The 11,143-nt window shown below is 35.6% G+C and carries 12 protein-coding genes; all 12 read left to right on the forward strand.

Annotated features, from left to right (window positions below):
• Positions 1 to 147: hypothetical protein (locus tag QWC74_RS10150; protein ID WP_288994008.1), on the forward strand; the 147-nt coding region annotated here is incomplete at its 5' end.
• Positions 148 to 252: 105 nt separating this feature from the next.
• A complete protein-coding gene (locus QWC74_RS10155) occupies positions 253 to 1,023 on the forward strand; it encodes a histidinol-phosphatase (RefSeq protein WP_006783320.1) in 771 nt (256 codons plus the stop codon).
• 11 nt (positions 1,024 to 1,034) lie between these two features.
• Positions 1,035 to 2,171 (forward strand): radical SAM family heme chaperone HemW, encoded by a 1,137-nt coding sequence (gene hemW, locus QWC74_RS10160; protein ID WP_288994006.1) that lies wholly within the window; start codon positions 1,035 to 1,037, stop codon positions 2,169 to 2,171.
• Between the two features lie 21 nt (positions 2,172 to 2,192).
• Entirely contained in the window at positions 2,193 to 3,095 is a 903-nt protein-coding gene (gene truB / locus QWC74_RS10165) for a tRNA pseudouridine(55) synthase TruB (RefSeq protein ID WP_006783322.1), read from the forward strand.
• 12 nt (positions 3,096 to 3,107) lie between these two features.
• On the forward strand, positions 3,108 to 4,025 hold the full coding sequence (locus QWC74_RS10170) for a bifunctional riboflavin kinase/FAD synthetase (RefSeq protein WP_006783323.1): 918 nt from the start codon (positions 3,108 to 3,110) through the stop codon (positions 4,023 to 4,025).
• A 116-nt stretch (positions 4,026 to 4,141) separates the two neighbouring features.
• Positions 4,142 to 4,411: a 30S ribosomal protein S15 gene (gene rpsO / locus QWC74_RS10175; protein WP_006783324.1), complete on the forward strand. Its 270-nt coding sequence runs from the start codon at positions 4,142 to 4,144 to the stop codon at positions 4,409 to 4,411.
• A 261-nt stretch (positions 4,412 to 4,672) separates the two neighbouring features.
• The gene (gene pnp, locus QWC74_RS10180) at positions 4,673 to 6,778 is read left to right on the forward strand and encodes a polyribonucleotide nucleotidyltransferase (protein ID WP_006783325.1); all 2,106 of its coding nucleotides are present in this window, start codon (positions 4,673 to 4,675) and stop codon (positions 6,776 to 6,778) included.
• Positions 6,779 to 6,938: 160 nt separating this feature from the next.
• A complete protein-coding gene (locus QWC74_RS10185) occupies positions 6,939 to 7,874 on the forward strand; it encodes a polysaccharide deacetylase family protein (protein ID WP_006783326.1) in 936 nt (311 codons plus the stop codon).
• Positions 7,875 to 8,018: 144 nt separating this feature from the next.
• Positions 8,019 to 8,852: an NAD(P)-dependent oxidoreductase gene (locus tag QWC74_RS10190; protein WP_006783327.1), complete on the forward strand. Its 834-nt coding sequence runs from the start codon at positions 8,019 to 8,021 to the stop codon at positions 8,850 to 8,852.
• A 3-nt stretch (positions 8,853 to 8,855) separates the two neighbouring features.
• Positions 8,856 to 9,893: an aspartate-semialdehyde dehydrogenase gene (locus tag QWC74_RS10195; protein ID WP_006783328.1), complete on the forward strand. Its 1,038-nt coding sequence runs from the start codon at positions 8,856 to 8,858 to the stop codon at positions 9,891 to 9,893.
• A 1-nt stretch (position 9,894) separates the two neighbouring features.
• Positions 9,895 to 10,932, forward strand: coding sequence for an aspartate kinase (locus QWC74_RS10200; RefSeq protein WP_006783329.1), 1,038 nt, complete (start codon positions 9,895 to 9,897; stop codon positions 10,930 to 10,932).
• Between the two features lie 19 nt (positions 10,933 to 10,951).
• Positions 10,952 to 11,113 (forward strand): hypothetical protein, encoded by a 162-nt coding sequence (locus QWC74_RS10205; protein WP_288994007.1) that lies wholly within the window; start codon positions 10,952 to 10,954, stop codon positions 11,111 to 11,113.
• Positions 11,114 to 11,143: the final 30 nt, after the last annotated feature.

Genomic DNA, 11,143 nt, shown 5'->3' on the forward strand with positions numbered 1-11,143 from the left:
TTAGCTAAATGTTATGGTGGAGATATTTCACGTAAACGTAAATTACTTGAAAAACAAAAAGAAGGTAAAAAACGTATGAAGTCAGTTGGATCAGTTGAGGTTCCACAAGAGGCATTCATGGCTGTTTTATCAATGGATGAAGATTAAGAGAGGGGGAAACCTCTCTTTTTCCATAATAAAAAGCAACTTAGTTTATACTATGACAAACTTAGGATAAACTGTTTAATAGAGACTACATAAGAAGGTGAGAAGATGTTAACTAATTATCATACACATCATGACCGTTGTAAACATGCTAAAGGAACAGTTGAAGACTATGTTTTAGAAGCGGTAAATCAAAACTATACAGAACTTGGAATGAGTTGTCATGTTCCTTATGAAAACTTCCCTGAAATGGGACGTCGTATGGAGTTTGAAGATTTAGACATTTATTTAAATGATATTGAAGAGGCTCAGAAGAAATATCCACAAATTCATTTGCTGAAGGCATTCGAATGTGAATATTTCCCTCATACTCATGATTATATTGCGAGTTTAGCTGCAAAGACGGATTATCTAGTATTAGCTCAACATTATATTTATTTAGATGGAAAATATCAAGATGCGTTTCATTTTACAAGACCAGAGCAACTTGAATTATATGCGGCTAAAATTGTTGAAGCGATGTCAACTGGCTTATTTAAAATTCTAGCTCACCCAGATGTTTTTATGACACTTTACCCTAAATGGGATGAGGCGTGCATTAGAGCAACTCGTCAAATTGCAAAAGCTGCCAATCAATATGATGTCATTTTAGAATTAAATGCAAATGGTTTTAGACGCGGGAAAAAACGATATGAAGATGGGGTTCGTTATCCTTATCCATCTGAAAAGTTCTGGTCGTTAATTGCAACAGAATTTAAAGAGACAAAGGTGATCGTTAACTCTGATTGTCATAATCCTAAATTTTTAAATGATGAATATATGATCATGGCACGTGAGATGGCTAAACGTCTTCATTTAAACGTGTTAGACCGTTTATAATGGTGAACGGTATGCCAAAAGGATTATATATACATATCCCATTTTGTGATCATATCTGTACATATTGTGATTTTCCAAAGCTTTTAACAAAAGGACAACGACATGCTGAATATATCGAAGCATTGATTCAAGAATTGAAACTGTATCAACAGAACGTTGGGTTTTCAAACCTCCAAAGTATTTATATTGGGGGAGGAACACCGACGGCTTTAAGTGTGGAGCAAATTCAACCCCTTTTTGATTTTTTAACGGAACAGATCCAGATGAATCAGATTCAAGAGTTTAGTATTGAAGCAAATCCTGAAAATTTAACACGTGATAAAATTCAATATTTAAAAGCTCAAGGTGTGAATCGATTTAGTTTGGGCGTTCAAACTTTTCATGAATCTTTATTAAAGCGAATTGGAAGAAAACATCAGGCTCAAGAGGTTATTCAAGCGGTTGCTAACTTAAAACAATGTGGAATTAAAAATATTAATTTAGATTTGATTTATGCCATTCCAGGACAAACACTTGATGAGTTAAGAGATGATTTAAGACAGGTTATTTCACTAGAGGTGGAGCATATCTCAGCTTATTCCTTAATCGTAGAAGAACATACTCAATTATACTTAGCTTATATGAGAGATCAAATTGAGCTAACAGATAATGAAATAGAAGCCAAGATGTATGAAGTGACGATTGAGACGTTAACAGAAGCGGGATATGAGCATGATGAAATTAGCAATTTTGCAAAATCTAAACCAAGTTTACATAATCAGTGGTACTGGAAAAATGAGACGTATATTGGTGTAGGACTTGGCGCGCATGGTTATGTTAAGGGGCAGCGTTATCAAAATACTCGTTCTATCAATACGTATATTGAGCTATTAAAAGATGGGAAGCTCCCAATGATAGAATCACATGCGTTAACGAAAGAGGAAATGATTGAAGAAGAAATGTTTCTCGGTTTAAGATTATTAAAGGGTGTTAATTTAAAGGCGATTAGTGATAAATACGATGTGAATATCGATGAGATTTATGGAAAAGCGTTTGAAGAATTAATTCAAAAGGGATATTTAGAACAAAAAGAATTAAATGTCCGGCTAACTCCAAGTGGCTTATTGATGGCAAATGAAGTTTTTGAGCAGTTTTTATTATCGATTTAAAGGAAATAATGAGGTGAAGGCATGGATGGCGTATTGTTATTAGATAAACCAGCAGGAATGACATCACATGATTGTGTTAATATTGTCCGTAAAGTGCTAAAGACAAAAAAAGTAGGGCATACAGGAACACTTGACCCAAGTGTAACCGGGGTTTTACCACTTTGCATCGGTCGTGCAACTAAAATTTCGCAATTTTTAACGGCAAATGAAAAAGAATATTTGGGTGAGGTGACGATTGGTTTTTCAACGACGACCGAAGATGCAGATGGGGAAGTCGTTGAATCGAAACCCATTCATCGTCAGATTACAAAAGAAGAAGTTAAAGCGGTATTAAAATCAATGTTAGGAACGAGTATTCAAGTTCCTCCTATGTATTCAGCGGTTAAGGTCAATGGAAAAAAACTATATGAATATGCAAGAGCAGGGCAAACGGTTGAACGACCTCGTCGTGAAGTGACGATTTATGAATTAGAATTACTTGGAGAGGTTATTCAAGATGAGCAAACGGGTTGTGTGAAATTTAGTTTCCGTGTCAAAGGAAGTAAAGGGTTATTCGTTCGAACAGTAGCCGTAACGATTGGTGAAAAGCTAGGATATCCAGCTCATATGTCACACCTTCGACGTATTGCATCTGGTGTTTTTAAAATTTCAGATTGTTTATCGATCGATCAATTAAAAGAAAAGGTTGAGCATCAGTCCTTAAGTTTATTAACGATTGAACAAGCTTTTGAAGATTTTCCAAAGGTAACGGTTGATCACTGGGTTGAAAAGTTAGTTCGAAATGGAGTTCAATTACATCCTGAACAAGTTGGAAATATAGAAACTCCTCAATTTGCAATTTTTAGTCAATCTGGGCAATGTTTAGCCGTGTATGAGAAGCACGAGTCGAAACCAGTCATGAAATCCGTAAGGGGATTCTTTTAGGAAGTGAGTAAAATGAAAGTTTTGAATTTAAATCAAACATCCTTTAATTCAGAAGAGGGATTAAGTGTAGCCTTAGGGTATTTTGATGGTTTACATATTGGGCATCAACTAGTGATTAAAGAAGCGATTGAATATGCTAAAAAAAATGGATTAAAAAGTGCTGTGATGACCTTTTCACCTAATCCAAATGTGATCTTGAAAAAATTAAGTTCTGAACACTTGATAACCCCACCAACTGAAAAAGTTCGTTTATTAACGGAACTTGGAGTTGATTATTTAATGATTTTAACTTTTAATGAAGAGTTGGCATCACTTAGAGCGATAGATTTTATTGAACGTTATTTAGTTAAGATGAAGGTAGAGCACGTTTCGACCGGCTTTGATTTTCGATTTGGAAAGAAGGGAGAAGGTTCAGTGGAGTTACTTCGACAATACCCAGAAAAATTCAGCTTAAATGTAACGGATAAAAAAGAAATTGAAGGAGAAAAAATCGGAGCAACTGAAATCAAGTCTTACTTAGCTGTTGGAAATATTGAAAAAGCAAATGAAATGCTTGGAAGACCGTATACGCTTTGTGGAACAGTGATTAGTGGACAACAAAAGGGAAGACAAATTGGTTTCCCAACTGCAAATGTCGCAACGACTGAAGCCTATATTATTCCTAAAAATGGAGTTTATGCCGTTAGAGTTTGGGTGAAGGGGCAATCTTATGCTGGAATGTGTAATATCGGCCATAATCCAACGTTTAATTTTATCGATAATGTGTCGGTTGAAGTTCATATTTTAGATTTTAATCAAGATATTTATGGTCAAGAAATGAAGGTTGAATTTTATCATCGTCTTCGTGATGAAGAACGTTTTTCTTCCATTGAAGCCTTGATGACACAGTTAAATCATGATCGTAAAACGGTCAGAGGATATTTCAAATAGGACTTGAATTAATTTAAAATTATGATACAATAAAAAAGTCCTTATTCTATGCTTTTAGCTCCTCCAGCGATTTGCTTGGTATAAGGCGTATGAAAAAATATTAGGAGGTAATAGTAATGGCTATTTCTAAAACAGAAAAACAAGAAATCATCAAAGCTTATGCAGTACACGAAGGAGATACAGGTTCTCCAGAAGTACAAATCGCAGTTTTAACGGCTGAAATCAACCGTTTAAACGGACACTTAAAAGAGCACAAACATGACCACCATTCACGTCGTGGATTATTACGTATGGTTGGTAAACGTCGTAACTTATTAACTTACTTACGTAACAAAGACATCAACCGTTACGCTTCATTAATCGAGCGTTTAGGATTACGTCGATAATAAAAGAGGAACCTTCGGTAGAAGGTTCTTTTTTTTATGATCACCGTATGTCATAACTCGTGATAATTTAATAAGCAGTTGAGAATAATAAAATTGTCTAGATTGAAGTAAAAAGGCAGAATAAAACACTTTTAAAACAAAAAAAAGACGAACTTGGCAAATTAGGGATGATTATGAAAAAAATTATTTCGTAAAATTATTTGCTTATGGTATGATAGAAAAGAATAAATATAAATGTAGAATATGAAGGAGTAATATAATATGTCAGAGAAACACGTTTATTCGTTTGAACTGGCTGGTCGTCCCCTTTCATTTGAAATTGGGGAATTGGCAAAGCAAGCGAATGCTTCGGTTTTAGTACGCTATGGTGACACAGTTGTCTTATCAACTTGTGTTGCTTCAAAAGAACCTAAAGATATAGATTTTTTCCCATTAACAATTGGATATGAAGAGCGTCTTTATGCTGTTGGAAAAGTACCAGGTGGGTTTATTAAACGTGAAGGACGCCCAAGTGAGCATGCTGTTTTATCAGGACGTTTAATTGACCGTCCAATTCGTCCTTTATTCCCAGATGGATTCCGTAACGATGTCCAAGTGATTAACTATGTAATGAGTGTTGATCACGATAATTCGCCTGCCATTGCAGCGATGATTGGATCATCATTATCTTTATCAATTTCAGATATTCCATTTGAAGGACCGATTGCGGGAGTTGTTGTAGGTCGAGTAGATGGAAAATTTATTATTAATCCAACCGTAGAGGAATTAGAGAAGTCAGATATTGATTTAACGGTTGCTGGAACAAAAGATGCGATCAACATGGTTGAAGCTGGAGCAAAAGAAGTTCCAGAAGAAGATATGTTAGAGGCGATTATGTTTGGTCATGAGATGATTAAACAAATTGTTGCTTTCCAAGAGCAAATTGTGGCTGAAATTGGACAACCGAAAATGGATTTAAACCTATATGAAGTGGATGCGACGATTAATGCACGTGTTCGTGAAATGGCAGAAGCAGACATGCTAGCCGCGATTCAAGTCGTTGAAAAACATGCGCGCCAAGAAGCAATTGACGCCGTTAATGCACGTGTTTTAGACGTATTCGAATCAGAAGAAGCAAGTGACAAAGAATTAAAGCAAGTAAAAGAAGTTTTAAATAAAATTGTAAAAGAAGAAGTCCGTCGCTTAATTACTGATGAAAAAGTACGTCCAGATGGTCGTAAGATTGATGAAATTCGTCCATTATCTTCACGTGTTGATTTATTACCACGTACACATGGATCAGCGTTGTTTACACGTGGACAAACGCAAGCTTTATCAGTTTGTACATTAGGTGCCTTAAATGAGCATCAAATGTTAGATGGATTAGAAGTAGAAGAAACAAAACGTTTTATGCACCATTATAATTTCCCTCCATTCTCTGTAGGAGAGACAGGGCGTTACGGGGCACCAGGTCGTCGAGAGATTGGACATGGTGCCTTAGGAGAGCGCGCATTAAAACAAGTCATGCCTTCTGAAAAAGACTTCCCATATACAGTTCGTTTAGTATCAGAAGTCTTAGAATCAAATGGATCGACATCACAAGCTTCAATTTGTGCTTCCACAATGGCCTTAATGGCAGCTGGAGTTCCGATTAAAGCACCAGTTGCTGGGATTGCGATGGGATTAGTTAAAAAAGGTGAAAATTACACCGTTTTAACTGATATTCAAGGAATGGAAGATCATTTAGGAGATATGGACTTTAAAGTGGCTGGAACAGCTAAAGGGGTAACAGCTCTTCAAATGGATATTAAAATTGAAGGGTTAAATCGTCAAATTTTAGAAGAAGCCTTACAACAGGCAAAAGTTGGACGTATGCAAATTCTTAACCATATGTTAGGGACTATTTCTGAAACGCGTGAAGAACTATCTGCATTTGCACCAAAAATTAAAGTCATTACAATTAAAGTTGATAAAATCCGCGATGTCATCGGCCCTGGTGGAAAACAAATCAATGAAATTATTGATAAAACAGGTGTTAAAATTGATATTGAGCAAGATGGAACAGTTTACATCTTACATGACAACTCACAAAACATTAATCAAGCCGTTGCAATGATTGAAGATATTGTTCGTGAAGTTGAAGTCGGTAAAATTTATTTAGGTAAGGTGGTACGAATCGAAAAATTCGGTGCCTTTGTTGAAATTTTCCCAGGACAAGATGGATTAGTTCATATCTCTCAATTGGCTGAAGAACGTGTTGCTAAAACAGAAGATGTTGTAGCTATTGGTGATGAAATCTTAGTTAAAGTAACAGAAGTGGATGAGCGTGGTCGTGTTAACTTATCACGTAAAGAAGCAATGAAAGAACAAGCGGCAGAGCAAGCTTAATCAAAAAGTCCTATTGTAGGGGATACAATAGGACTTTTTTTATTTTTTAAGGTATTTTTAAGAATGTGAAAAAATAATTTGAGTATAGGTTAACTTTATTTTGGGTAAAATGTAAAAGATTTATGTTAAATACTTGTCATAAAATTAGAGGTGTCAGAAAATGAAACAAAATATCGTAACCTTACTCGCCATCGTAGGGTATGTTAGCATTGTGATTAGTTTGAATTTTTTTCAAAAATCATCCCCCGTTGCCAATATGAATGATGAAATTTCCATTCAATTGATGGATTACATGCAAAATCACCGTCAAGATCCGGTTGAACCACGAAAAGATTCTGTGTTTAAATTTGTTCCGGGATTGATGGGAGCAGAGATAGATTATGAATTATCTTATAATAATATGTTATTAAATGGAAGTTTTGATGAATCTTTACTAATGTGTAAAAGTATCCCTTATCAAAATAGTCCAGAAGATTTTAGAAATGAACCCATTTACAAAGGAAATGAAGAAGGGAATTATGTTTCTTTATTAATAAATGTAGCTTGGGGTGAAGAGGAACTAGATAAAATGATTACGATTTTGGATCGACTAGGGGTAAAAGCAAACTTCTTTGTTGAAGGTCGTTATGCTGAAAAACATAAAAATCAGGTTTCTAAATTATATACAGATGGACATTTAATTGGAAATCATTCGTATTCTCATCCCTCAAAATGGGGAGGATATACATATGAGCAATATGTAGAAGAAATCACGAAAACGAATGACGTGTTATCATCAATTATCAATGAACCAATTGTTTATTTTGCCCCTCCTGGTGGTGAGTTTAATGATCGAACCCTAAAGGCTGCAGCGGATCAATCGATGTATACTATTCTTTGGACAGCAGATACCATTGATTGGATGGGAGGAAGTGCTGATCAAATGATTAATCGTGTGATGAGTAAGGTTGAACCTGGGACCTTAATCTTAATGCATCCTAAACCTGAAACGGTCATTGCTTTAGAGCCAATGATTAATCAGTTAAAAGAAAAAGGGTATCAATTTAAAACAGTTGATGAAATGGTAGCGGGAACTCGTCCAGAATGTACAAAATAAAAGGTGAAAAAAAGAGTCTAATTTTTAAAATTAGGCTCTTTTTCTTTGAAAGCAATAAGTAGAGAAGAACCTCGATTACTGTCACCACTAGGGGTTAAAAGTCATAAAATACAACGTAAGAAAACTTGAGGTAGGTGATAGATAATGATTTTAATTATTAATAATGATAAGCGAATGAATTACTTAACTGGTTTTATTCGAGAAAGTGGACTTGATTTAGTTGAGTATCATCCGGAATCATTGAGTTTTGATTTTAATATTTTAAAGCAAACTCGTTATTTTATTTTGCCGTTTGGAGGAATTAGTGCAAGTGGGAAAATTGCAAATACCAATTTGCGATTAAGTGAAGAAGTGCTCTTGAGTTTACCCGAAGATTGTACCATTTTAACCCCAATTAAATACCCGAAATTAGTTGAATTGCTTCAAGTTGTCCCTAGAAAATGTGAAGTAATTTTTGACTATGATGAAGTGGCTATTTATAATTCTATTCCAACAGCAGAAGGCGTTATTTTTAATATTATTAAAAACACAGAAATAACGATTCATCAAGCTGAAATATTAGTGATTGGGGCAGGTAGAACAGGTCAAACCATTGCCAGAGATTTGAAAGCGTTAGGTGCGCATGTCACCGTGACCTTTAGAAAGAAAAAAGACGAGGCGAGATTGTTTGAAATGGGATTAACGCCTATTCATATTGATTTAATGGTTGAAGATTTGCAACATTATGATGTGATTGTAAATACTGTTCCAGCTATGGTGTTAGATGAAGAAGCTTTAAATTATGTTCCAAAAGATTGCTATATTATTGATGTAAGTAGTAAACCAGGTGGAGTCGACTTTGATTATGCAAAACAAATCGGAATACAGGCAGAATTGGCTGGATCGCTTCCAAGTATTGTTGCTCCTAAAACAGCAGCTTATTATCTTTTCCGCTTTTTAACCAATTATATTGCGACTGCTGATAAAAAGGGGAGATAAAGAATGAACCGATACGGATATTCGGTTGCGATTGTAGGCGCAAGTGGTGAAGTTGGAAAAAGTATGGTTGAAACATTAGAACGTTATCCTATTCCGGTGACTTCATTAAAGTTATTGGCATCAAGCCGTTCGGCTGGGAAAAGCATGGTATTTAAAGGGCAACCCCTCATCATTGAAGAATTGACGGAAAATTCTTTCGATGGAATCGATCTTGCTTTTTTTAGTGCTGGAGGAAGTGTGTCAGAAAAATTTGCACCGATTGCGGTTTCTAAAGGTGCTGTCGTCATTGATAATACAAGTGCATTTAGAATGCATCAAGATATTCCACTCGTGGTTCCCGAGGTAAATGCAGACGTTTTAACTCATGAAATGAAGTTAATTGCTAATCCAAATTGTTCAACGATTCAATTAGTGGTTGCTTTAAAACCTTTAATGGATGTTTACGGCATTGAATCGGTCAATGTAGCAACTTATCAGGCGATTTCAGGTGCGGGAGCCAAAGCGTTATATGAATATAATCAAGAGTTGGAACAAGATGATTATGTTCCACAAATTTTACCGACCCGATCAGATAAAGTTCATTATCAAATGGCACACAATGTTATTCCCCAGATTGATGTGTTTATGGAGAATGGATACACCAAAGAAGAAATTAAGATGATTAATGAAACACGAAAAATTTTAAGCGATTCAAGTCTTAAGGTCAATGCAACGTGTGCTAGGGTTCCCGTGCGATATGGACATAGTGTTTGTGCGACTGTGAAGCTAAAAGGTCCCGTTCAAAATCGCCAAGAAATTATGGATTTATTCAAAAACTCATCGGATGTCGTCCTTTATGATGAGATTGAATCTCAAAAATATCCGATGGCTTATTATTTAGCGCATCACGATGATGTTTATGTAGGAAGAATACGGAAGGATTTATTTGAAGACGATGTGATTCATCTTTGGATTGTTGCGGATAACATTCTAAAAGGAGCAGCTCTAAATAGTGTTCAAATTGCTTATTATATGCATCGTCATGGATTGTTAGGTGATTGAAATGGATATCGTGGTTTTAAAGTTTGGTGGAACTTCAGTTTGTGATGAAAAAACAAGATATGAGGCATTTAAACATATTAGACGGGAAGTAAATGCTGGATATAGAGTAGTTGTTGTCGTGTCAGCTATGGGGCGAGTTGGAGCCCCCTACGCGACAGATACGTTAAAATCACTCGTTGCTTATCATCTAAGTAAAAAGGAAAGTGATCGTCTTATCTCTTGTGGTGAAGTAATTTCAAGTATTGTGATGTCTGATTTTTTACAACAAGAAGGCTTGAAGGCTTGTGCCTTAGCACCAAATGAGGTTGGAATTAAAACAGACCGAAATTTTAGTAATGCAAATATTGAAAAGGTTGAAACGGATTATTTGTTAAGTCAATTAAAAGAGTATCAAGTAGTGGTTGTACCAGGATTTGTCGGAACCACATCAGAAAATGAAATCACAACGCTTGGTCGAGGTGGAAGTGATACGTCAGCCGTTGCACTCGGAGCAGCCCTCCATGCCGTTTATGTTGATATTTATTCAGATGTTGAAGGTGTTATGACTGCTGATCCAAAATTAGTTAAAAATGCAAGGGTATTAGAGAAAATAAGTTATGATAACTTAATTGCATTAGCGGCTAGAGGTGCTAAGGTTATTCATTTAAAGGCAGTTGAACTTGCTAAACAAAATCATGTTAAACTTCGACTTCGATCAACAACAGCCGATCATATTGGAACTTATGTCGTAGAAGAGGAAATTAGTAGTATTAGTCTAGCTTATAAAACGGGTTATACTCGCTATGAATTAGTAGGGGTGACCACTCCTATTAATTGTCAGCCACTTACTAAACACGGACTTTGTTGGTATGCTTCCAGTCAAGATGAGAAAGTCGTAGAAGACTACTTAACAGAAAATAAAATTAGTTATCAAAAAGAGGAAAATTATGTGCGAGTCAGTTTGATTAATCAACAACGTTCGCCTAAAGAAGAAACATACTATGTGAGTGCAATGAAACTTGAGGATACTCTTAATTTCTTGCACTGTAACTTAACTTAATGAGAAGGATGTGAGAAGAATGAATAGTTTTGGTCCGGTTATTACGGCAATGGTTACACCTTTTGATGAATATAATCAGCTCAATGTTGGTAGCTTAAGAAAACTGATTATTTTGGAGAGCACATTTTTTCGGGAATTGTCCACCGCAGGTTTGGTTTTGAGAATGTGGGCTTTCATCTGAGTGATTCTGTAGTGACAATGGATTTCAGTG

This window comes from uncultured Turicibacter sp., from assembly GCF_938044715.1.
Taxonomy (GTDB): domain Bacteria; phylum Bacillota_I; class Bacilli_A; order MOL361; family Turicibacteraceae; genus Turicibacter; species Turicibacter sanguinis.

What these genes read in the sequence shown, in the direction of transcription:
- QWC74_RS10195 (WP_006783328.1), top strand. Translation starts at nt 8,856, where the DNA reads ATGAACCGATACGGATATTCGGTTGCGATTGTAGGCGCAAGTGGTGAA.
- QWC74_RS10170 (WP_006783323.1), top strand. Translation starts at nt 3,108, where the DNA reads ATGAAAGTTTTGAATTTAAATCAAACATCCTTTAATTCAGAAGAGGGA.
- QWC74_RS10200 (WP_006783329.1), top strand. Translation starts at nt 9,895, where the DNA reads ATGGATATCGTGGTTTTAAAGTTTGGTGGAACTTCAGTTTGTGATGAA.
- pnp (WP_006783325.1), top strand. Translation starts at nt 4,673, where the DNA reads ATGTCAGAGAAACACGTTTATTCGTTTGAACTGGCTGGTCGTCCCCTT.
- rpsO (WP_006783324.1), top strand. Translation starts at nt 4,142, where the DNA reads ATGGCTATTTCTAAAACAGAAAAACAAGAAATCATCAAAGCTTATGCA.
- truB (WP_006783322.1), top strand. Translation starts at nt 2,193, where the DNA reads ATGGATGGCGTATTGTTATTAGATAAACCAGCAGGAATGACATCACAT.
- QWC74_RS10205 (WP_288994007.1), top strand. Translation starts at nt 10,952, where the DNA reads ATGAATAGTTTTGGTCCGGTTATTACGGCAATGGTTACACCTTTTGAT.
- QWC74_RS10155 (WP_006783320.1), top strand. Translation starts at nt 253, where the DNA reads ATGTTAACTAATTATCATACACATCATGACCGTTGTAAACATGCTAAA.
- QWC74_RS10190 (WP_006783327.1), top strand. Translation starts at nt 8,019, where the DNA reads ATGATTTTAATTATTAATAATGATAAGCGAATGAATTACTTAACTGGT.
- hemW (WP_288994006.1), top strand. Translation starts at nt 1,035, where the DNA reads ATGCCAAAAGGATTATATATACATATCCCATTTTGTGATCATATCTGT.
- QWC74_RS10185 (WP_006783326.1), top strand. Translation starts at nt 6,939, where the DNA reads ATGAAACAAAATATCGTAACCTTACTCGCCATCGTAGGGTATGTTAGC.